Below are 22,706 nucleotides of genomic sequence, written 5' to 3' on the forward strand. Positions count from 1 at the left end.
GGCGGGTTCGAATCCCTCCGCTTGCCCACGAAAAAGCGCTCCGGGTCCAAAAGGGCCTGGAGCGCTATGTTCTTAAGGGCTGGGACGGAGGGATTCGAACCCCCAACAGCCGGCACCAAAAACCGGAGTTCTACCGTTGAACTACGTCCCAATGTTTGGTGTTGCCCAAAAGCAACTCGTCTAGTTTACCTAATCTGCGAGGGCATCGCAAACGCCATCGAGCAGGCGTACCGCGAGCGTCTGGGCGTCGCTGGCAGTGAAGGTGCCGTTGTAACGCGTCATGCCGGTGAGCTCGATGCGAATTCGTGCCGGCTTTTGCTGTGCGGCGACATTGGCGGTACGGATGCGCTGGGCCAGGTTGTGGCACTCGGCGAGGGCGATCGTGGCGCGCGGGGCGGCGTCTGAAGGCAATTCGTCACTTGCGATCTCGAGCACCAGGTCGACATCGGTCGGAACCTCGGAATCGCAAAGCATCATGCCGCTGCTGTCGGTCGTCGCCGTGGCGATGTTCCACATGCGCGATGCTACGCTGCGCGCGATAGGGTCCTCGCCGATGACGGCAATCTGGAAACGCTCGAGCACGTTGGCGGCGCGCGCAAAACCGATGCGAGACTCGGCTTCGGTGACCGAGGGCTTGCCCTCCCACACATGGTGTAGACGGTTGATGTAGGCGTAGGTGTCCTGGAAGGCCATGCCGTCGGCAAACAGGCCGACATTTTCCTGGAACTGCTGCAGGGCGGCCTCGGTATGCGGACCAAAGTAGCCGTCGTCTTCGCCACAGGCAAAGCCCAAAACGTTGAGAGCGCGCTGCAAGGCTTTTACGTCGGCGCCGTGAAAATTAGGCATGCGAAGGTAGAGCGTGCGGTCGCCCAACTTGTACGAAGCGTCTACAAGGGCGCTCCAACAGGGGATATCGACGGCGTAACCGGCCGCAAGGCCGCTATCGAGTCTAAACGTGCCAACGGCCTGCTCGGTGGTGGTGCCAAAGCGCTTGTCGGCAACCTCGTCGGCATCGATGGTGTAACCGAGCTGCAGAAGGCGGGACTGAACATCCTCGACGGCTGCTCCCTGCATGCCCGTGGTAATAGGTTCCATGAACGAACCCCTTTCGGCGTATCATTCGTATTATTTGAGCGCCTGTCGGATAGACGACGCAAAGGGATGCATAAACATACATTCAACAGTGTAGCAACTTGTACCCAAATGCGCTGCCGACAGATTTTGCACCCCCTCGCTAGTTGAGTCGCTCCACAAAGAAATCTGCCATGGAGAGGAACAGTTCGCGTGCATGCGGGTCGAGCGAAACATCCTCGATGGCGGCCTTGGCTTTGGCGGTCAGGTCCAGCGCGTAGGCGTGGGCGTAATCGATAGAGCCGGTCTCCTGGAAGATTTCCACGGCGCGCGCGAGCTGCGCGGGGTCCTCGGTGCCCGAGGAGAGAATCGCTTCAATCTCGTCGTGATAGCGCTCATCAGACAGGGCGTGCACGGCAACGAGCGTGCGCTTACCCTCGGTGATGTCGGTGCGGAAGTCCTTGTTGGCGGCCTCCTTGGTGCCAACAAGGTTGAGCAGGTCGTCTTGAATTTGGAAGGCAAGGCCGGTGTGCAGGCCAAAGGCGCGCAGCGCCTCGACCTGCTGTTCGTTGCCTCCGCCAATGATGGCTCCGGTTGCAAGCGGCGTGGCTCCGCTGTAATACGCGGTCTTGTGCGTTGCCATGTCCAGGTAATCGTCGACCGAGATGTCGAAGCGTGCGTCACGGACCCAGCCTAAGTCGAGTGCCTGACCCTCGATGGTGCGGACGATCATCTCGGTAAGCTCGTGGAGTACGCGCAGCTTTACGCTGGGCTCAAGCGTGGGATCGTCGAGAACCGTCTTGGTGACCATGGTGAGCGCGAGGTCGCCGCAGTTGATGGCAAGCCCCGTGCCCTCGGTGAGGTGCATGCAGGGCTTGCCGCGGCGCAGCTGCCCGTTATCGGCGATGTCGTCGTGGATGAGCGCACCCGACTGGAAATGCTCGATGGCCGCCGCGGCGCTGCGGGCGCTCTCAAAGCTGCCGCCTACCGCGGTGGCGGCGAGCATGCAGATGAGCGGGCGGTGACGCTTGCCGGCATTGGCCGTAAATGCCGAGAGCGGGGTATACAGGTAGCGCTCGATATCGGCAGAGGTCGCCTGTCCGTCAAAGAACGTGGCCAGATAGTCGTTAATCTGGTCAAAATGCTGGGCTAAAAAGCTGGTAAACGGACTGGACACAGGCTCTCGCATTCTTTCTTAGGTCGCATCGTTGCATTATGCAGACAACATATTGCCACATTAGGACGTCGAGCGCGGCGGTCGAAGACGATTGAGTCTTGCGGCCGCAAACGCGGCAAGGGGCTCGGCTAGATAAGCCCAAAGTGTTCGAGTGCGGTGACGACGCCGTCGTGATCGATGGAATCGGTCACATAGTCCGCCTTTTCCTTGAGGAAGTCCGGTGCGTTGCCCATGGCGATGCCAACATCGACCGCCTCCATGAGGGCGATGTCATTGCTCGCGTCGCCGATGCCGTACACGGTGCCGTGGTTTGGCCCCAGGGCGCCAAGCACGGCCTGGATGCCGGTTCGCTTGGTGCACTCGCGGGGCGAGATTTCGGTCACCTCGAGCTCGAGTTCGTTAAAGCAGAGCAGCGGCTCGATCTCTTTATCCTGGGCGATGCGGTTGGCGAGCTTCGTAGACATGAGGATCTTGTAGGCGCTGTAATGCTTGAGCTTTGTGACGGCATCGCCTACGGTACGGGCGTATCCGTACGTCTCGGGGGCGTCCGCGCTCATGCGCACGACGCGATCGAGACCTTCAAAGCGAATGACCTCGTCCGATTGCTCAAGATACGGGGCGAGGCGTTGCAGCAAGCCAGGGCTCATGGCTGCATTTCGCACAATGCGTCCGTCGAGTTCGACGTAGCCTCCCGCCAGGCAGACAATTCCTGCCCACGGCAGCTCGAGTAGTTTGGGATGAATACAGCTGAGGGTGCGCCCCGTGCAGATAAAGGCTTTGTTGCCGTTGGCGACAAACTCGCGGATGGCCTGCGAGACCGCTTCATTGGGATAGGGGGACAGATCGCGCTCATTTTCGGGAAGCTCCTGGGCAAGTCTGGGATCTTGCCAGGCGAGCGTGCCGTCGATGTCGAAGAAGCAGATATCGCCATGTTTTTTGGTGGCGTCGGCGGCATGGGAAGGCGAGGCGGCGCATGCGAACCCCGGCTCGAGACCCATGATCTGGTCAAAATGCTCTTTAACGCGGGGAACGGAGATGCCGATAATCACCTGAGCGGTTTTGCCGGTAATGATGAGACCCTTGGCGCCCACCGCGACAAACGACGCGTTGTCCGCAACGATGGAAGGGTCCACGACTTCGACGCGCAGCCGCGTGGCGCAGTTGGTTGCGCCCACAATGTTGGAAACGCCGCCCAAGAGCGCGACGACCTGCTCGGCGAGCAGGTGATCTTGGTTTGACTGGCTGTTGGCTGTGCCGTCTTTGCCGGCGCGTTCTTTGACGGAATCGTGTCCCGTCAGACGGGTGGCAGCTGTGTGATTGGCGACATGATCCTCGCGGCCCGGGGTTTTAAGGTCAAAGACCAAGATGAGTGCTCGAAAGCTAACAAAAAAGATGAGGCTAAAGACAAGGCCGATACCGAGCGCCAAAAGATAGGCACCGGCATGCGTGCGCATGAGCGGAATAAAGTTGAAGGCTGCCATCTCCATGATGCCGCCCGAGAAGATGCCGACGATGCCAAAGAGATTCATGGTTGTGGCAAGGCAAGACGATAAGACGGCGTAGAGCAAAAAGAGCCCGGGGTGGGTGAACATAAAGAGAAACTCGAGCGGCTCGGTGACGCCGCAAACCACCGAGGCGATGATGGCAGGAACAAGGATGACCCTGAGGCCGGAGCGGCGCTCGGGTTTTGCGGTGGAGTAGAACGCAGCCGCGATGGCAGGAAGGCCAAAGAGCTTGACCCAGCCGGTGGCGGTAAAACCGGCCCACGGCGCAAGCTCATTAAGGGGGCGCGTGCTATGGGAGAGAATGGGGAGCAAGCTGGTCCACGTGGCGTAGATGCCGTCGTTAATGACCAGGTTGTCGTAGTAGATCGGCATGTAGAGCAGGTGGTGCAGGCCAAAGGGTTCGAGTGCTCGTTCTAAAAAGACAAAGATGCCCACGCCAAAGGGGCCGACGCCCACAAGTGCATGGCGCAGCGTTTCAGTCACTGCGTATACGGAAGGCACGATGGCGGCCGAGACGATGGCAAGGGCGAGCACAGCGAAAAAGCTGATGAGATAGACCAGCGAGGAACCGGAGAATGTGCCGAGCCAATCGGGCACCTTGGCGTCGTAGAAGCGATCGTGGATCGCAACGACGATGGTCGAGACTGCCAGCGGTCCGATAATGCCGGTGTCGAGCGTCTTGATGCCGTCGATGACGGTGATGCCGCTAGCGGGGATCAAAGACGACGGGTACTTAAGTCCAAGATTGTCGCCGCTCAGCTTAATGATCTCGCTCAAAAAGAAGCAGTAGGCAAAATAGGCCACGAGCGCCTCGAGGCAGCAACGTGCCGGTTGCTTTTGGGCAAGGCCGATGGGCAGCGCTACGGCGAAAAGGAGCGGAAGTCGTTTAAAGACCGTCCACGAGCCGCGCTGGATGATAGCCCAGAAAACGTACCAAGGGGTTCCGTATACGGCGAGGTCGCCGACGATGTCCGCGGTTGTTGCGAGAGCGGAGATGCCGACCATAAGGCCCGATATGGAAAACAGCATAGCGGGCGCGAACATTGCCCCGCCAAAGCGTTGGATTTTCTGCAGCATGGTTTGCCTCCCGAATATCGAGACACATTGCGCGTGGGGAAACGTTTAAACAATAGATTCATTGTAGAGGACCAGACGATTGTCGTGCCGGCAGTTTTGAACGAAACCGATTTAGGCACGACGGAAGCCGCCAACGGTTAAATACTGTCGCTTTACCGATAATCGGTTTGAACAACTTTGAGAAATGCTATTGTGCCAAGCCAGAAAGAAGATGTAGAGGTGAAATAATGCCAAAAGCGATATACGAAGGAATCTACCGAGAAATCCGCTCGCGCATCATGAACGGGACCTATGCGTTTCAGGAGATGCTGCCAACCGAAGCCGAGCTGACCGCGGAGTTTGACTGCACGCGCAATACCGTCCGCCGCGCCTTGAGCATGCTGGCCGACGAGATGTTCGTGCAGCCCATACACGGCAAGGGCGTGCGCGTTATTTGGCTCAAGGGCGAAACCGACATGCTGGGCGCGCTCGAGGAAGTCGAGTCGTTTGGCGAATTTGCAAAGCGCAACAATGCCGTTGCATCGACGGACGTTAAGTCCTTTGAACATTTGATTTGCACCGAGCAGCTCTCTCGTCGACTGGGCTTTAAGGTGGGCGAGGATCTGATTCGCGTAGTGCGTGTCCGAAGCCTTAACGGCAGCGCGCGCCAAGTGGACCATGGCTATTTTTTGGCGTCGATCGCCAAGGGTCTGACCCCCGAGATCGCGGCGGATTCTATCTACAGCTATCTGGAGCACAAGTGCGGCGTCAAAGTGATGGCGAGCCGTCGTACGGTGAGTGTCGAACTCGCCAACGATGAGGACTGCAGCTATCTTGACCTTGGCAAATACAACTGCGTTGCTGTCATGGAGAGCCAGTCGTACACCTCGGATGGTATCTTGTTCGAGGTGACGCACGCCCGTACGCACCCCGAGATCTTCCATTACCGCGTCAATTCCAAGCGATAAGGACTGGCACATGAGCCCACGTCTTTGACATGAGGCGACCCGTGCGGCCGATTTCCCATCGGCCACACGGGTCGCCTTTTTTATAGGCGCCTCTAGTTGTTTAGACAATATTTGTCAAGCATGTAAGGATCAGGAACCGTTCACCGATGAATTTCTACCACTCTAGTAACTACTTGTTCAAACAACTAGCCAATGAGCGTATTGTACAAGTTAGCAAAAGGGGCTCGGTCCCCAAACCAATCTCCGAAGGCGGCGGCGAAAGGGATCGCCACGGTGTGAAAGGGTGGATGGTAATGAAGAACGAAATGAGCAGAAGGCAGTTCCTGGGCTTCGCTGGTTCCGCGGCTGCGGTTCTGGGCCTCGGTCTCGTGGGCTGCGGCGGCTCCGCCGGCTCCGGCTCCTCTGCTTCCGGTGACGCTGCCGAGGTCTACTTCCTCAACTTTAAGCCCGAGGTCGACAAGGAGTGGAAGGAGATCGCCAAGGCGTACAAGGAGGAGAAGGGCATCGAGGTCAAGATCGTGACCGCCGCCTCCAACACCTACGAGGAGAAGCTCAAGTCCGAGATGTCTAAGAGTTCCGCGCCTACCCTGTTCCAGGTCAATGGCCCCACCGGTCTTAAGAACTGGAAGGACTACTGCGCCGATCTGTCCGACACCAAGGTCCGCGGCGAGCTCATCGACGATTCCCTTGCCCTGCAGTCCGACGGCAAGGATCTGGGCATTGACTGGGTCCAGGAGAGCTACGGCATCATCTACAACAAGCAGCTGCTCGAGAAGGCTGGCTACAAGGCCGAGGACATCGACTCCTTCGACAAGCTGAAGGCTTGTGCCGACGACATCCAGGCCCGCAAGGACGAGCTCGGCGTTGACGGCGCCTTCACCTCCGCCGGCATGGACGACTCCTCCAGCTGGCGCTACACCACCCACCTCGCCAACCTGCCGCTCTACTACGAGTTCGAGAAGGAGCACAACCAGGAGGACGACGAGATCAAGGGTGAGTTCCTCGACAACTACAAGCAGATCTTCGACCTGTACATCACCGACTCCACCTGCGATCCTTCGCAGCTCGCTTCCAAGACCGGTGACGACGCCACCAACGAGTTCGCAACCGGCAAGGCCGTCTTCTATCAGAATGGCTCTTGGGCCTACGCTGACCTCACCAAGGCCGGTATGACGGACGACCAGATTGGCATGATGCCGATCTATATCGGCGTTGACGGCGAGGAGAACCAGGGTCTGTGCTCCGGCGGTGAGAACTACTGGTGCGTCAGCTCCCAGGCTTCCGAGGACGCCCAGAAGGCTACCGAGGACTTTATGTATTGGTGCGTCACTGCTGACACCCCGACGAGCATCATCGCTGACAAGATGGGCCTGACCGCCCCGTTCAAGAGCGCCAAAGATACCACCAACATCTTCTCGCAGCAGGCCGTCGCCATGGCCAAGGACGGCAAGAAGACCGTCGCTTGGGACTTCGTCTACATTCCCTCCGAGGAGTGGAAGAAGAACCTTAAGCAGGCTCTGATTGCCTACGCTGCCGACAACAGCAAGTGGGACGGTGTCAAGAACGCCTTCGTCGATGGCTGGAAGACCGAGAAGGCTGCTTCTGAGTAAGCAGTTGCTGCCCGAGCTATCTGATTAGCAACAGGGGGCGGGCAGACGTTGGTTTGCCCGCCCCCTGCATATTGAAAGGACCCTTCTATGGGCAAAGCACTCAAGCGCTGGTGGCCGCTCTTTATGCTGCCCACGTGCCTGGCGTTTATGATCGGGTTCGTGATCCCCTTTATCCAGGGTTTCTACCTCTCGTTCTGCCAGTTTATTACCATCAACAACACCCACTTCGTCGGTATCGAGAACTACGTGCGCGCGCTGTCCGATCCGCAGTTTGCTACGTCGTTCTTCTTTACGGTGGCGTTTGCCTTCCTGTCGACAGTGCTCATCAACGTGATCGCCCTCGCCATCGCGCAGGCGCTCACCCGCAAGGCGCTCAAGGGCACCAACATCTTCCGCACGATATTCTTTATGCCTAACCTGATCGGCGGCATCGTGCTGGGCTACATTTGGCAGATTCTGATCAATTGCCTGCTCTCCAACATCGGCGCCGACCTTATCGCCCTTAACTCCGCTGCCGGCTTCTGGGGCCTTATCATCCTGACCCTGTGGCAGCAGGTCGGCTACATGATGATCATCTACATTGCTGGTCTGCAGTCCATTCCGTCCGACTACATCGAGGCCGCCAAGGTCGACGGTGCCACGGCATGGCAGACGTTTTGGAAGGTTAAGATCCCTAACCTGATGCCGACGATCACCATCTGCCTGTTCCTGTCCATCACCAACGGCTTTAAGCTGTTCGACCAGAACCTCGCCCTTACCGGTGGTGCCCCCGCGCACTCCACCGAGATGCTTGCCCTGAATATCTACAACACGTTCTACTCGCGTGCCGGCATAGCATGGCAGGGCATTGGTCAGGCCAAGGCAGTCATCTTCTGCATCCTGGTCGTAGCAATCTCCATGATCCAGCTTAAGGCCACGAGGTCCAAGGAGGTGCAGCAGTAATGAAACGCGATAAGGTTATCAACCGTGCGCTCTCGATCTTCTTTACGATCCTGTCGCTCGCATGGATCTACCCCGTGTTCATGATTGCGCTCAATTCCTTTAAAAAGGCGACTGCAATCAGCACCACCACGGCATTCGATCTGCTCACGCCCGAGACGTTCAACGGCCTTGCAAACTACGTGCACGCCCTGAACGAGCAGGGCTTTGCCTCGGCGTTTATGTACTCGCTCATCATCACGGTCACGTCGGTCGTTCTGATCTTGGTGTGCTGCTCCATGTGCGCTTGGTACGTAGTGCGCGTCAACAGCAAGATCTCGAACTTCTTCTATTACCTGTTCGTCTTCTCGATGGTCGTGCCCTTCCAGATGCTCATGTTCACGCTGTCCAATTTGGCGGACCGTATCGGCTTCAACACGCCGTTCAACATCTGCTTTATCTACCTTGGCTTTGGCGCGGGCCTGGCGGTCTTTATGTTCGCCGGCTTTGTAAAGAACATCCCGCTTGAGATCGAGGAGGCGGCCATGATTGATGGCTGCAACCCAGTCCAGGTGTTCTTCAAGATCGTCCTCCCCATCATGAAGCCCACCTATCTTTCGGTCGGCATCCTCGAGACCATGTGGGTCTGGAACGACTATCTGCTGCCCTACCTTACGCTCGACTCCACCAAATACAAGACCATTCCTATCTTGATCCAGTACTTCCGCGGCGGCTACGGCCACGTCGAGCTCGGCCCCATGATGGCCTGCATCATGATGGTCGTTGTCCCCATCGTCATCATGTACATCTTCTGCCAGAAGTACATCATCGACGGTGTGGTGGCAGGTGCCGTCAAGGGCTGATGCCGTTACTGTTTTGCAAGTTTTAGCGGCGCCCCTCAGCGCGGCGCCGCGTATCGAAAGGTAGAGACATGGCCGAGATCGTTCTCAAACATGTTCAGAAGGTGTATCCCAACAACGAGTCCAAAAAGAAGGGCTTCTTTGGCAAAAAGAAGAAGACCGAGGAGAAGAAGCACAACCTCAAGGCTACCGAGGACGGCGTGCTCGCGGTGGAGGACTTTAACCTCATCGTGCATGACCAGGAGTTTATCGTTCTCGTCGGCCCGTCTGGCTGCGGTAAGTCCACGACGATGCGCATGGTCGCTGGCCTAGAGGACATCACCTCGGGCGACGTGCTCATCGACGGCAAGCGCGTCAACGACGTGGCACCCAAGGACCGCGACATCGCCATGGTGTTCCAGAGCTATGCTCTGTACCCCAATATGACGGTGTACGAGAACATGGCGTTTACGCTTGAGCTCAAGAAGGTCCCCAAGGACGAGATCGACCGTAAGGTTCGCTCTGCTGCCGAGATTCTGGGCATTACCGAGTATCTCGACCGTAAGCCCAGGGCGCTTTCGGGCGGCCAGCGTCAGCGTGTCGCTATCGGCCGCGCCATCGTGCGTGATCCCAAGGTCTTCCTGATGGACGAGCCGCTGTCCAACCTGGACGCCAAGCTTCGTAACCAGATGCGTGCCGAGCTCATTAAGCTGCGCCACGAGATCAAGGGCACGTTCATCTATGTTACCCACGACCAGACCGAGGCTATGACCCTCGGCGATCGCATCGTGGTCATGAAGGACGGCGTCGTCCAGCAGATCGCCACCCCACAGGAGGTCTTCAACCATCCCGCGAACATCTTCGTCGCCGGCTTTATCGGCGTGCCGCAGATGAACTTCTTCGATGCCCAGCTGGTGCGCTCGGGCAACGGCTTCACCGTCAAGACCGAGGATATGAACGTGGCGCTCGCCCCCGAGACCTGCGCTCAGCTCGCTCTTAACTGGGACGGCGGCGACGTGAAGGAGATCACGGCCGGCGTGCGCCCCGAGCAGATTCTGCTTGCCGACAAGGACGAGGAGGGTGCGCTTCAGGGCACCGTCGAGGTGACCGAGCTCATGGGTTCGACCGAGCACGTCCACGTGACCGCTCCCGACGGCCAGTTTGTCCTGATCATCCCCGTCGTCGATCTTGAGGCCAAGGGTGCGCTCGAGGCGGGCGACCCCATCTGGTTCAAGTTCGAGAAGAACGCGACCCATCTGTTCGATAAGGTGTCTGGCAAGAACCTTATCTAGGCCCGGTGCATCCAGGCTCTCCCTTTGGTCGACTGCGGTATTGCCATCCTTCTGCCGCGGTCACATATAAGGCTTCCCTCTCATCCACGAGGCGAGAGGGGAGCCTTTCTTTGTGTTGGGGCTGCCCATCTGTCAGTTTGTCTCGAACTGTAACAGGTAGAGGGCCAAAGTCGGTCAAGTTGTTACAGAACGAGATTGAGTTGAGCCGCCTGTCCTTTCGTCTCGATCTGTAACACGAGAGGCTGATTTCGGCAGCTACCTGTTACAGATTGAGATTGTTTTAGCCGCCTTGCCCGTCTGTCTCATTCTGTAACAGGTAGACTCAATTTTGCCGGCCAGATGTTACAGATTGAGATTGTTTGGTCGAGGCAAGCCACGGGCAATACAAGGGCACAAAAAACGGAGCCGTGTTGCCGCGACTCCGTTTTCAAGAGGATGGGTAAGGGAAGTGAAATTAGTTCAGGTGCCAGATCTCGTCGTTGTACTGGGAGATGGTGCGGTCGGACGAGAAGGTGCCGGCGTTGGCGATATTGATGAGCGCCTTGCGCATCCAGGCGTCCTGGTCCTCGTAGTCGACCAGTACGCGCTCCTTGGTCTGGATGTACTCCTCAATGTCGAGTAGGGCCATAAACCAGTCCTTGCCCTTAATGTCGTCGTGCAGACGCTGCAGGCGCTCCGCGTTGCCGGTCGCCATAAAGGCCGGGTTGGTGATGAAGTCCACCAGCAGCTTGATGCCGGGCTTGCGGTAGAGCGCGCCGGCGTCATAGGCGCCGTCGGCGTAGAGTTGCTCGACCTGTTTGGATGAGGCGCCAAAGGTATAGATGTTCTCGTCGCCGACGAGCTCGGCGATCTCCACATTCGCGCCGTCGAGCGTGCACAGGGTCAAGGCGCCGTTGAGCATGAACTTCATGTTGGAGGTGCCGCTCGCCTCCTTGGAGGCCAGGCTGATCTGCTCGGAGATGTCAGCAGCGGGGATCACGCGCTCGGCAGCGGTGACGTTGTAGTGCTCGATCATGACAACCTGCAGGTAGGGGGCCACGTTGGGGTCGTTGGCTATCCACTGGGACAGCGTCAGGATCAGGTGAATGATGTCTTGGGCGATGGTGTAGGCAGGGGCCGCCTTGCCGCCAAAGATGATGGTGACGGGGTGCTTAGGCTTATTGCCGTTCTTGATGTCGAGATACTTCCAGATGATGTAGAGCGCGAGCATCTGCTGGCGCTTGTACTCGTGGATACGCTTGACCTGGACGTCGATGATGGCGTTGGAGGGAATGGTCACACCCTGCTCGAGCGCCATGAACTGGCGCATGATGGCCTTGGTATCGGTCTTGGTGGCAGCCAGGCGCTCAAGAACATCTTTGTCGTCAACGAACTTGGCAAGCTTGCTCAGGTTGCCGGTGCTGCGCCAATCGGTGCCGATCACGTCGTCGAGCAGGCTGGCGAGCGCGGGGTTGGCTCCCTGGATCCAGCGGCGGAAGGTGATACCGTTGGTCTTATTTGAGAACTTCTCGGGGTAGATCTCGTAGAACGGATGAAGCTCGGTATCCTCCAGGATCTTGGTGTGGAGTGCGGCGACGCCGTTGATGGAGAAGCCAAAGTGAATGTCCATGTGGGCCATGTGGACGGTGTCGTATTCGTCGATGATGGCGACGCGCGGGTCGTCGTGCTCGGTCTTTGCGATCTCATCGAGCTTGACGATGATGTCGGCGATGGCGGGCGAGACCCTCTGCAGGCTGGTGAGCGGCCACTTTTCGAGCGCCTCGGCAAGAATCGTGTGGTTAGTGTAGGCGACCATGGAGCGCACAATGGCAACGGCCTCGTCAAACTCGATGTCGTGCTCGGTGGTGAGCAGGCGAATGAGCTCAGGGATGACCATGGTGGGGTGCGTGTCGTTAATTTGGACCACGGCGTAGTCGGCCAGATCGTGCAGGTTGCTGCCGCGCTCGATGGCCTCGTCGATCAGGAGCTGGGCGGCGTTGCTCACCATGAAGTACTCCTGGTAGATGCGAAGCAGGCGGCCCTGCTCGTCGGAATCGTCGGGGTAGAGGAACAAGGTGAGGTTCTTGGCGATCTCGGTCTTGTCGAAGTCGATGGAGCTGCCGGGGACCAGACCGTCGTCGACGCTCGCCAAGTCGAACAGGCGCAGGCGGTTTTTGGTGGGCTGGCCGTAGCCAGGCACGTCGATGTTGACGAGCTTGGAGGTAACGGCAAAGGCGCCGAACTCAACAGTGTAGGAGCGGTCGTCATCGATCAGGATATCCTGCTCGCCGAGCCACTCGTCGGGGACGGCCTGCTGCTGGTTGTCGACAAAGCGCTGGCGGAACAGGCCGTAATGGTAGTTGAGGCCCACGCCGTCGCCGGTAAGGCCCAGCGTTGCGATGGAATCCAAGAAGCATGCGGCCAGACGGCCCAGGCCGCCGTTACCGAGCGAAGGCTCGACCTCGAACTCCTCGATCTTGTTGAGGTCGTGGCCGGCGGCGGTGAGCTGGTCCTTAACCTCGTTATAGATACCGAGGTCGATCATGTTGTTGATCAACAGTTTGCCAATCAAGAACTCAGCAGAGATGTAATAGAGCTTTTTCTTGCCATTGTTGAGCGGGCAGGCGGCTGAGCGCTCCTGCACGAGCTTGACCAGCAGCTTATAAATATGACGGTCATCGAGCTGCTCGAGCGAGGTTCCAAAGGACTGCTCGGCGAGTTCTGTGAGATTGATACGGGGCATGTTTCCTCCTGTGATGGGTTGATTACATGTCTGCAATTCATAAGAATCCCGCGCGAGGGGTTGGGGCGGCCTCGCGCGGGAAAAACGGACGCGTCCGCACGGTGTAGTGGGTTCGGGCGCGGTGGCTCCTATTGGGGAAGCTCAATTTCGGCTTCCGACGGGATACGGAAGTAGGTCTCGGTCCAGTCGGTAAGCTTGTGCTCGAGCTCGCGGGTGATGGCGCCATCGAGCATGCGCCAGGTCCAGTTGCCACCCAGGGTGGCGGGAGTGTTGATGCGTGCCTCGTTGCCCAGGTTGAGCAGGTCCTGCATGGTGTAGATGCAGGTATCGCTTACGCTGGCGGCGATGGTGCGGTTGAGTGCATCGGCCATGGGCTCGCCGGCCTGCTGGTGGGTGTACAAGGCAGCTTGCTCGCGCTGACGCGGAGTGGCCGTACCCTCGAACCAACCGCGCGCCGTCTCGTTGTCGTGCGTGCCTACATAGGCGACGGTATTGGCGATGTAGTTATGCGGCAGGTAATACGAGTTGGTGCCCTCAAAGGCAAACTGCAGGATCTTCATGCCGGGGAAGCCCGAGGTGTCGCGCATATCGATGACGCCGGGGGTAAGAAAGCCCAGGTCCTCGGCGATAATAGGCAGCGTGCCGAGCTTTTCCTCGAGCGTCTTGAAGAGCTTGAGGCCGGGGCCCTGCGTCCACGAACCGTAGGACGAATCGGGTGAGGAGAAAGGCACCTCCCAATAGGCCTCGAAGCCGCGGAAGTGATCCAGGCGGATGACATCGTACATGTCGAGGGCGGCGCGGATACGGCCTTCCCACCAGGAGAAACCGTCGGCCTCCATGGCGTCCCAGTCGTAGATGGGATTGCCCCAGTACTGGCCGGTGGCCGAGAACTGATCGGGCGGCGTTCCCGCGACGCTGATGGGATTGCCGGCGGCGTCGATCTTAAAGAGCTCGGGCGTGGCCCACATCTCGACCGAGTCGCGCGAGACGTAGATAGGCAAGTCGCCGATGATAAGGATGTCGCGCTCGTTGGCATAGGCCTTGAGGCGGCTCCACTGACGATTGAAGAAGTGCTGCGTCATCTGGTGGTAGAGCATGCGCGCGGGATGGGCGGAGCAGACCTTGGCAGAAGCCTCACCGCGGGTACGGAGCTCTGCAGGCCACTCCCAAAATGCCTTGAGACCGCATTCCTCCTTGACGGTCATGAACTCGCAGTAAGGAATGAGCCAGTCTTCGTTTGCCTGGACATAGTCGTCAAAATCGGCCGGCTTGTCGGCGGCAAAGCGCTCGGCGGCGCGGTCGAGAATCTGACGACGGCCAACAAAGATAGCGCCATAGTCAACGTTGTTGGGGTCGGAGCCTAGGTCCACGCCGTCGATATCGCGCTGCTCCAGGTAACCTGTCTCGATAAGCTCGACAAAGTCGATGAAATTGGGGTTGCCCGCACGGGCCGAGAATGACTGATAGGGCGAGTCGCCATAGCTCGTCGTCGTAAGGGGCAGAATCTGCCAATAATGTTGTTTGCACGAGGCGAGGAAATCGACAAAGTCGTAGGCGTTCCAGCCAAAGCCGCCGATGCCGTACGGTCCGGGCAGGGACGAGATGGGCATGAGAACACCGCTTGCACGCTCCATGGATGCGCTCACCAACCTTCTTGTTGTGGGACCGGCCTGCAGATGGGTGAACAGTCCGCCCCCGGTGCTCTGATTCAATACGCCTATTGTAGAACATGTTGTTTAAACATGTATAGGTAAGATGGAAAAGTTGCTCGGATTTCAGTGAATGGTTACGCGCCATGAAAAAGCCCCGGTCTCACATCGTGAGATCGGGGCAAGAACAGCATGCAGGTTTTTGCTACTCGGCGTCGGCGAAGCCGTTGGGGTTGTGGCTCTGCCAATTCCAGCTGTCGCGGCACATATCCGCGATGTCGTACTGGGCCTTCCAACCCATCATGCGCTCGGCCTTGGAGGCATCGCACCAGTTGGCGGCGATGTCGCCGGCACGGCGCTCGCGGATCACGTAGGGCAGCTCCTTGCCGCAGGCCTTGGAGAAGGCGGCGACGACCTCGAGTACCGAGGTGCCGGTGCCGGTGCCCAGGTTAAAGATCTCGACGCCGGTCTTGCCGTTCATCCAGTTGAGGGCGGCCACGTGACCAGATGCCAGGTCGCACACGTGGATGTAGTCGCGAACACCGGTGCCGTCGGGGGTGGGGTAATCGTTGCCAAAGACCTGAACGGCCTCGAGCTTACCGACGGCGACCTGGGCGACGTAAGGCACCAGGTTGTTGGGGATACCCTTGGGATCCTCGCCGATCAGGCCCGACGGATGGGCGCCGATGGGATTGAAATAACGGAGCAGCACGACGTCCCACTCGGGGTCGGCGGTGTGGACGTCCATGAGGATCTGCTCAATCATCCACTTGGTCCAACCGTAGGGGTTGGTCGCGGGCTTCTTGGGGTCTTCCTCGGTGACGGGCGGATGGTCCGGATCGCCGTAGACGGTCGAGGAGCTCGAGAAGATGATGGACTTGCAGCCATGGTTGCGCATGACGTCAATGAGCACCAGGGTGTTCTCGATATTGTTGTGGTAGTACTCGACGGGCTTGCTCACCGACTCGCCAACGGCCTTAAAGCCGGCGAAGTGGATGACACGGTCGATCTGGTGGGTATCGAAGATCTTGTCCATCGCATCGCGGTCGAGCACGTTGGCCTCGTAGAAGGTGAGGTTCTTGGCGGCCTCGTCGCCCACGATGGTCTTGACGCGGTCGACGGCGACAGCGCTGGAGTTGGAGAGGTCATCGACGACGACAACCTGGTAGCCACCCTCGAGCAGCTGAACGACGGTGTGCGAGCCGATAAAGCCGGCACCGCCGGTAACGAGGACGCAGGTGTCTTTGGGGTCGAGTGCTTTGGACATGTAGTCTCCTATCGAATCAGGAACACTTCTTGAGGGGAGTATAGCGCAGCCGGGAGTGCCCAAAACGTGCGGGGCAGGAAAACCAGAGGATTGATGTTAACGTACTCATAGAAATGCTTGCGTGGGCATAACCTCGACTTTGGCACTTGCATACGAGCCGCCGACCATACGGTTTGCTGCCGTTCGTGGAAATCGTTGGGATGCGCCGGATGTACGCTAATATGTATGAGTTGAGCGACATATAAATAAACATGTAACGGAGTAGATATGTCACCAAACAGCGATTCCATCCTTTCCCAGGAGCTCTCGCGTCGCACTGCCCTCAAGGCTCTGTTCGGCGCAGCTTCTGCAGCCGTTCTTTTTGGTCTGCCCGCTCGCGCCCATGCGGCTGAGGCCAGCCAAGAAACCACTGACAAACTGAATGCCGCCCAGGCCCAGCTCGACGAGGTCCAGGCGCAGCTCGACAGCATCGCAAATGAATATGCGGCGCTGGCCAACAAAAACGCCCAGACCCTCAACGATATCGAGGGCGTACAGGGCCAGATCGACAGCACGCAGGCGCAGATTGATGAAAAGAAGGCCGAGCTCAAAAAGAAGCGCAACGATCTTTCCGATCGCGTTGCCGCCAGCTACAAGTCGGGCGGCACCAACATTCTGTCGCTGCTACTGGCTTCTGGCTCATTTGAGGAACTCGTCGCCAATGCGCACTATGTTGAGAAGGTCAACAAGAGCGACCGCGACGCCATCGAGGACATCCAGACCATCCAGGAAGAGCTCGATGCGCAAAAGACCGCGCTCGAGTCGCAGAAGGCCGACTTGGAGAAGCTCAAGGACCAGCAGACTGCCCAGATGCAGGACATGCAGGCCAAGCAGCAAGAGGTCCAGACCGTGCTGAGCGGTCTTTCCGAAGATGTCAAGGAGCTCATGGCTCAGCGCGATTCCGAGATTCTCGCTGCCGCCCAGGCTGAGGAGGCTGCCAAGAAGGCCGCCGCTGCCGCGGCCGCCGCGAACAAGAACAATTCCTACTCGGGTGGTTCGAGCTCGGGTGGCGGATCGTATGCGCCCGGAACGCCGCAGCAGAATGCCGGCTCGGGCAAGCAGCAGGCCGTCGTCAACGCGTGCTACTCCACGCCTTCGCCGGGTCAGAACTGGTGCGCGGCGTGGGTTACCAATGTCTTCCGTAACGCCGGCGTTGGCTACTTTGGCGGTAACGCGTGCGATATGTTTAACGCCTGGTGCTATAGCTCCGACCGCTCGGCGCTGCAGGTGGGCATGATTGTGGCCGACTCCTCGCATAGCGGCACCGGTACGCCGGGCCTGCTGTATGGCCATGTGGGCATCTATGTCGGCGGTGGCATCGTTATGAGCAACGAGGGCGCCATTACATCGAAGTCGCTCGATTCGTTCATTGGCTTTTACGGTACTGGCTCTGGCGTGCGTTGGGGCTGGCTCGGCGGTATTGCGCTGTCGTAAAGCCGACGGGGCACGCGGTCCTCTCGGGTCCTGAGCACGACTCACCGGACTGGTTGTCTGAATAAAAGAAAGTGAAGGCCCCTTTCGGGGCCTTCTTTTTATAGAAATTCGCCGATTCGGTGGACTTCGGGTTGTAGGTCTACTCCGAATTGGTCCTTGACGGTTGCTTGAATGTGGCGGATGAGTTCGTCGACGTCGGCGGCGGTGGCGTGGTCGGCGTTGACGATGAAGCCGCAGTGCTTCTCGCTCACCTGTGCACCGCCGATGGCGTGACCGCGCAGGCCGGCGTCCATGATGAGCTTGCCGGCAAAGTAGCCCTCGGGGCGCTTGAAGGTGGAGCCGGCGCTCGGCATGTCGAGCGGCTGCTTGTCCTCGCGGCGCTGGCGGTAATCGTCCATGTCGGCCTTGATCATCGCGGCGTTGCCCGGGGCGAGGTTGAAGGTTGCCGAGAGTACGATAAAGCCGTCGTCGGCGATGCGGCTTTTGCGATAGCCCAGGTTGAGCTCATCGACATCGAACTCAATGATGTTGCCGCTGCCGCGCGTGCCGTCGTCGAGCACGCGGGCGGGCTTATAGACACGCACGGACTCCAGGACATCGGCCATGCAGGCGCCGTAGGCACCGGCGTTCATATAGCAGGCGCCGCCGACCGAGCCGGGGATGCCCGAGATGGGCTCCATGCCGGTAAGGCCGGCCTCGGCTGCCGCGGCCGCGACATCCGAGAGCAGCGCGCCGGCTGCTGCCGTGACATGCGTGCCGTCGACGGTGATGTTGGAGAGGCCTTCGCCCAGCACCACGACGACGCCGCGGATGCCCTTGTCGCCGACGAGCAGGTCGGAACCGTTGCCCACGATGGTGAGCGGCAGATCGCAACGGTAGCAGGTGTCGAGCGTGGCGACGAGGCCCTGCTCGGTATCGGGCGTAACGAAGACATCGGCCGGACCGCCGATCTTAAACGTGGTGTGCTCGCGCATGGGCTCGCTCATGAGCACATTGTCCTCGCCAGCAACACCGGCGAGCGCGCAGAGCAGGTCCTCGTTAAAAAAGTCATTCTCGTGCATACGAATATCCGCCTTATGGTGGTCGTTTTCATCAATCGAATGCAATATACCCCACCCGGATGGATTTGGTGCAAAGTAACCTGGCCCCAATGCATCACATGGTGCAAAGGGGTCAGGTTGCTTTGCACCAATCGCGGCGATAAAACAGCCGTCTACCGGATTGGTAAAGTGTTTATCATCAAGGTAGAGGGACGGTCGCTATACTTTCAAGAGATTGCGCGAATACTCGGAAGGAGCGAGATGGGTAACAAAGTTACTCTTAAGCAGATTGCCCAGGAGGTGGGGCTTTCCCCCTCATCGGTCTCGCTTGTCCTTAACAATCGGCCTTGTCGCATCTCGGAAGAAAACCGCAAGCGCATCAAAGAGGTCGCGGCGCGCAACCACTATGTTCCTAACCAGATTGCGCGCAGCCTGGTCATGCGCGAGTCGCGCACGCTGGGCCTTATCGTTCCCAACATCGAGAGCCGCTTTTTTGCCTCGCTCGCCGGCAGCCTGGAAAAGCGCTGCCGCGAGGACGGCTACGCGCTCTTTATTACCAGCTCGGGTGGAAGTGCCGAGGACGATCTGGAGCTCCTGCGCCAGCTGGTGACGCGTGGCGTCGACGGTGTGTTCTTGGTCGTGGGCGACGAGTTCTCGGACGACCGCGCCCTGCGCGAAGAGGTCAGCCATCTGCCTATCCCGGCTGTTATGGTCGACCGTGCCATTGAGGGACTCGAGTGCGACAAGGTGATGTTCGACCACGAGATGGGTGGCTACATGGCTACCCGCTACTTGATCGAGCAAGGCCACCGTCGCATTGCCTGCTTGGTTAACGCGCGCCGTTCCAATACGGGCCGCAAGCGACTTGCCGGCTATGAGCGCGCGCTGCGCGAGGTTGGCCTGCCGATCGACGCGCGTTTGGAGTTTGAGAGCGAGTACTACATTCCGAGTGCCTACGAGGCCTCGGAGGCGGTGCTCGCAACCGACGCCACCGCCGTGTTCGCAAGCTCGGATAACATTGCCCTCGGTTTGCTCAAGCGCCTGCACGAGATGGGTGAGAGCATCCCGGACGATATCTCGGTGGTGAGCTATGACAACTCGGCGGCCGACGTTCTCTTTGAGCCGGCGCTGACCGCGATCGAGCAGGATCCTGGTGTCCTTGCGGAGCATGCTTTTGGCTGCATGTCCAAGCGTCTTGCCGGCAGGGGCGGTAGACGTGCCGAAGAGGTCGTTCTGGAGCCGGCGCTTATCGTTAAGGGCAGCGTGCTCGAGCTTACTAAACATAACTAAACACGTTTATCAATTTGCAGGGACTGAATGTGGAGCACCTGTGACAGGCAATGTCGCAGGTGAATGTCTGCTTCTGCCTGTCAACATGGCAAATCAGGATGGTAAAACGTTTTTTCATATAGATAAAACGTTTTAGCAAATATACTAGTCCCAACGAAAGGTTGCCGTATCGGAGGGTGACCATACAGCGAAGGGACATAAACAATGGCTAAAACTCTGGGAACGCCGTGGCAAAAGCTGGGCCACGAGGTGCCGGCTTCCGAGCTCGAGGGCGTCGACCTGTATTGGCGCGCATCGAACTACCTGTCCGTCGGCCAGATTTACCTTCGCTCCAACCCGCTGATGCGCCCCGACTTTGTTGACGAGAAAACCGGTGAGGTGCGCGACTTTGGTCGTCCGGACGTTAAGCACCGCCTGGTCGGTCACTGGGGCACCACGCCCGGCATTAACTTCCTGTTCGGCCACGTCAACCGCCTTATTGCCGACCACAACCAGAATGCTATTTTCTTGATGGGCCCGGGCCACGGTGGCCCCGCCGGCACCGCCCAGTCGCTGCTCGATGGTACCTACCGTGAGATTCGTCCCGACATCACCAATGACGAGGCCGGCCTGCAGAAGTTCTTCCGCCAGTTCTCTTATCCCGGTGGCATCCCGAGCCACTTTGCGCCCGAGACGCCCGGCTCCATCCACGAGGGCGGCGAGCTCGGCTACACGCTCAGCCACGCCTACGGCGCCGTCATGGACAACCCGAGCCTGCTGGCCGTGGCCGTGGTGGGCGACGGTGAGTCCGAGACCGGTCCGCTCGCGACCTCTTGGCAGTCCAATAAGCTCGTGAACCCGGCAACCGACGGTATCGTTCTGCCAATCCTGCACCTCAACGGTTACAAGATCGCCAATCCCACCATCCTCGCCCGCGTGTCCGACGAGGAGCTCACCAAGTTCTTTGAGGGCATGGGCTACAAGCCGCACTTCTTTGTCGCCGGTTTTGACGACGAGAGCCACGTGAGCATTCATGCGCGTTTTGCTGCCCTGTTTGAGCAGGTCTTTGACGAGATCTGCGACATCAAGGCCACCGCTCAGGCCCAGGCAGCCGCGGGCGAGACCGTGGTCCGCCCGGCCTATCCCATGATCGTGTTCCGCACGCCCAAGGGCTGGACTTGCCCCAAGCACATCGACGGCAAGAAGACCGAGGACTCCTGGCGCGCCCATCAGGTTCCGCTGGCGAGTGCCAAGGACACCCACGAGCACTTCCGCGTGTTGCGTGAGTGGCTGCGCTCCTACGAGCCCGAGGAGCTCTTTACGCCCGAGGGGCAGGTGCGCCCCGAGGTGACGGCCTTTATGCCGACCGGCGAGCTGCGCATCGGCGCCAACCCCAACGCGAACGGCGGAAAGGTGCGCCGCGACCTCGAACTGCCCGATATTCATGCCCACGAGATTCCCGTCGCAAGTAAGGGTCACGGCTGGGGCTCCACCGAGGCCGCCCGCGTCTTTGGCGAGTACACTGCCGACGTCCTGGCCAAGAACATGGACGACTTCCGCATCTTCGGTCCCGACGAGACCGCGTCCAACCGCCTGCAGGCTGCCTACAAGGTGACCAAGAAGCAGTGGGATGCCGGCTTCTACGAGGACGAGGCCAACGACGAGCTGCTGGCCGGTTCCGGCAAGGTTGTCGAGCAGCTGTCCGAGCACCAGTGCGAGGGCTTCCTCGAGGCCTACGTGCTCACCGGCCGCTCCGGCGTGTGGAGCTCCTACGAGAGCTTTGTCCACGTCGTCGATTCCATGGTCAACCAGCACTGCAAATGGCTCGAGGCCACCAAGCGCGAGATTCCGTGGCGTGCTCCCATCAGCGGCCTCAACATTTTGCTGTCGAGCCACGTGTGGCGCCAAGACCACAACGGCTTCTCGCACCAGGACCCCGGTTTTATCGACCTGCTGCTCAACAAGGCCAACGACACGCATATCGTGAATGCTTACTATCCGGCCGACGCCAATATGTCCCTCGCTGTGGCCGAGCGCGTCTACCAGTCCACCGACTGCGTCAACGCCATCTTCTGTGGCAAGCAGCCCGCCCCCACCTTCCAGACGGTCGACGAGGCCAAGTCCGAGCTCGCCGAGGGTGTCGCGATTTGGGAGTGGGCATCGACTGCCGACTCGCTCGCCGAGGCCGACGTCGTGGTCGCCACCTGCGGTGACGTGCCGACGCTCGAGGCCCTGGCTGCAACCGATATGCTGCGCGAGCTAGGCATTAAGGTGTGGTTCGTTAACGTGGTCGACCTGCTCAAGATCCAGAATGTCTGCGAGAACGACCGGGCCATCAGCGATAAGCGCTGGGCTGAGCTCTTCGGCTGCGGCGAGAAGCCTGTCCTCTTTGCCTTCCACGCCTATGCCGGCACGATTCGCCGCCTGATCTGGAACCGCCCCGGCCACGACGCCTTCCGCGTCCACGGCTACGAGGAGAAGGGTTCCACGACCACGCCGTTCGACATGCTGCGCCTGAACAACATGGACCGCTGGGCCCTGGCTGCCGACGTGCTGTGCATGGTCGATGCCGATAAGTTTGCCGAGCAGATCAACGAGTGGGAGGCCTTCCGCACCGAGGCCTTCGAGTTCGCTTGCGACGAGGGCTACGATCACCCGGCCTTCACCGATTGGGTCTGGCCGGACGCCGCTGCCGCAACCGCAGCCGACGGCGCACTCTCCGCAACCCAAATGACCGCGGGCGACAACGAGTAAGTAGGCATCCGGGACGGCCTCGCGCTGGGGCCTGCTCCGGGCGGGTGCCCTTCCTCGGGGAAGTGGGCTTCGCGAACTTCCCCGAGGAAGGGCACC

At 59.3% G+C, this 22,706-nt stretch carries 15 protein-coding genes and 1 tRNA gene; 8 read left to right on the plus strand and 8 right to left on the minus strand.

Translation table 11 applies throughout. From position 1 onward, the window contains the following. Positions 1-79: 79 nt before the first annotated feature. The 4 genes from SFLMC1_RS02315 to SFLMC1_RS02330 all read right to left on the minus strand — a co-directional run bounded on the left by SFLMC1_RS02315 (position 80) and on the right by SFLMC1_RS02330 (position 4,830). A tRNA-Gln gene (locus tag SFLMC1_RS02315) sits at positions 80-151 on the minus strand. Between the two features lie 38 nt (positions 152-189). Continuing rightward, positions 190-1,095, minus strand: coding sequence for a peptidoglycan-binding domain-containing protein (locus SFLMC1_RS02320; protein WP_187323823.1), 906 nt, complete (start codon positions 1,093-1,095; stop codon positions 190-192). Positions 1,096-1,234: 139 nt separating this feature from the next. After that, the gene (locus SFLMC1_RS02325) at positions 1,235-2,248 is read right to left on the minus strand and encodes a polyprenyl synthetase family protein (RefSeq protein WP_152073293.1); all 1,014 of its coding nucleotides are present in this window, start codon (positions 2,246-2,248) and stop codon (positions 1,235-1,237) included. Between the two features lie 128 nt (positions 2,249-2,376). Next, positions 2,377-4,830 carry a PTS transporter subunit EIIC gene (locus SFLMC1_RS02330; protein ID WP_152073294.1) on the minus strand — a complete coding sequence of 818 codons (2,454 nt, stop codon included), beginning with the start codon at positions 4,828-4,830 and terminating at the stop codon, positions 2,377-2,379. Positions 4,831-5,057: 227 nt separating this feature from the next. On the opposite strand from SFLMC1_RS02330, the gene SFLMC1_RS02335 reads away from it, so the two are divergent. The 5 genes from SFLMC1_RS02335 (at position 5,058) to SFLMC1_RS02355 (ending at position 10,436) form a co-directional block, all read left to right on the plus strand. Continuing rightward, positions 5,058-5,777 (plus strand): GntR family transcriptional regulator, encoded by a 720-nt coding sequence (locus SFLMC1_RS02335; protein ID WP_152073295.1) that lies wholly within the window; start codon positions 5,058-5,060, stop codon positions 5,775-5,777. Between the two features lie 293 nt (positions 5,778-6,070). Continuing rightward, positions 6,071-7,387, plus strand: coding sequence for an ABC transporter substrate-binding protein (locus SFLMC1_RS02340; protein ID WP_152073296.1), 1,317 nt, complete (start codon positions 6,071-6,073; stop codon positions 7,385-7,387). 87 nt (positions 7,388-7,474) lie between these two features. Next, positions 7,475-8,329 carry a carbohydrate ABC transporter permease gene (locus SFLMC1_RS02345; RefSeq protein ID WP_152073297.1) on the plus strand — a complete coding sequence of 285 codons (855 nt, stop codon included), beginning with the start codon at positions 7,475-7,477 and terminating at the stop codon, positions 8,327-8,329. Next, positions 8,329-9,168 carry a carbohydrate ABC transporter permease gene (locus SFLMC1_RS02350; protein WP_118206554.1) on the plus strand — a complete coding sequence of 280 codons (840 nt, stop codon included), beginning with the start codon at positions 8,329-8,331 and terminating at the stop codon, positions 9,166-9,168. The genes SFLMC1_RS02345 and SFLMC1_RS02350 overlap by 1 nt, the downstream gene beginning before the upstream one ends. A gap of 68 nt (positions 9,169-9,236) precedes the next feature. Then, on the plus strand, positions 9,237-10,436 hold the full coding sequence (locus tag SFLMC1_RS02355) for an ABC transporter ATP-binding protein (protein WP_152073298.1): 1,200 nt from the start codon (positions 9,237-9,239) through the stop codon (positions 10,434-10,436). Positions 10,437-10,890: 454 nt separating this feature from the next. On the opposite strand, the gene glgP is transcribed toward SFLMC1_RS02355, so the two are convergent. The 3 genes from glgP to galE all read right to left on the minus strand — a co-directional run bounded on the left by glgP (position 10,891) and on the right by galE (position 16,074). After that, positions 10,891-13,158, minus strand: a complete 2,268-nt coding sequence (gene glgP / locus SFLMC1_RS02360; RefSeq protein WP_152073299.1) for a glycogen/starch/alpha-glucan family phosphorylase — start codon at positions 13,156-13,158, stop codon at positions 10,891-10,893. Between the two features lie 128 nt (positions 13,159-13,286). Next, complete coding sequence (malQ, locus tag SFLMC1_RS02365) at positions 13,287-14,804, minus strand: 4-alpha-glucanotransferase (protein WP_226814191.1); 1,518 nt, start codon at positions 14,802-14,804, stop codon at positions 13,287-13,289. Between the two features lie 208 nt (positions 14,805-15,012). After that, positions 15,013-16,074: a UDP-glucose 4-epimerase GalE gene (gene galE, locus SFLMC1_RS02370; protein WP_152073300.1), complete on the minus strand. Its 1,062-nt coding sequence runs from the start codon at positions 16,072-16,074 to the stop codon at positions 15,013-15,015. A gap of 267 nt (positions 16,075-16,341) precedes the next feature. Here galE and SFLMC1_RS02375 point away from each other — a divergent pair, with 267 nt between their 5' ends. Beyond that, complete coding sequence (locus tag SFLMC1_RS02375) at positions 16,342-17,547, plus strand: coiled-coil domain-containing protein (protein WP_152073301.1); 1,206 nt, start codon at positions 16,342-16,344, stop codon at positions 17,545-17,547. Between the two features lie 98 nt (positions 17,548-17,645). On the opposite strand, the gene murB is transcribed toward SFLMC1_RS02375, so the two are convergent. Continuing rightward, complete coding sequence (gene murB, locus SFLMC1_RS02380; protein ID WP_152073302.1) at positions 17,646-18,608, minus strand: UDP-N-acetylmuramate dehydrogenase; 963 nt, start codon at positions 18,606-18,608, stop codon at positions 17,646-17,648. Positions 18,609-18,848: 240 nt separating this feature from the next. Here murB and SFLMC1_RS02385 point away from each other — a divergent pair, with 240 nt between their 5' ends. Together SFLMC1_RS02385 and SFLMC1_RS02390 are read left to right on the plus strand one after the other, a co-directional pair. Beyond that, positions 18,849-19,877, plus strand: coding sequence for a LacI family DNA-binding transcriptional regulator (locus SFLMC1_RS02385; protein ID WP_152073303.1), 1,029 nt, complete (start codon positions 18,849-18,851; stop codon positions 19,875-19,877). A 204-nt stretch (positions 19,878-20,081) separates the two neighbouring features. Beyond that, on the plus strand, positions 20,082-22,610 hold the full coding sequence (locus tag SFLMC1_RS02390) for a phosphoketolase (RefSeq protein ID WP_152073304.1): 2,529 nt from the start codon (positions 20,082-20,084) through the stop codon (positions 22,608-22,610). Positions 22,611-22,706 lie beyond the last annotated feature (96 nt).

The organism is Collinsella aerofaciens, assembly GCF_901212495.1.
GTDB classification, from domain to species: Bacteria; Actinomycetota; Coriobacteriia; order Coriobacteriales; family Coriobacteriaceae; genus Collinsella; species Collinsella aerofaciens_H.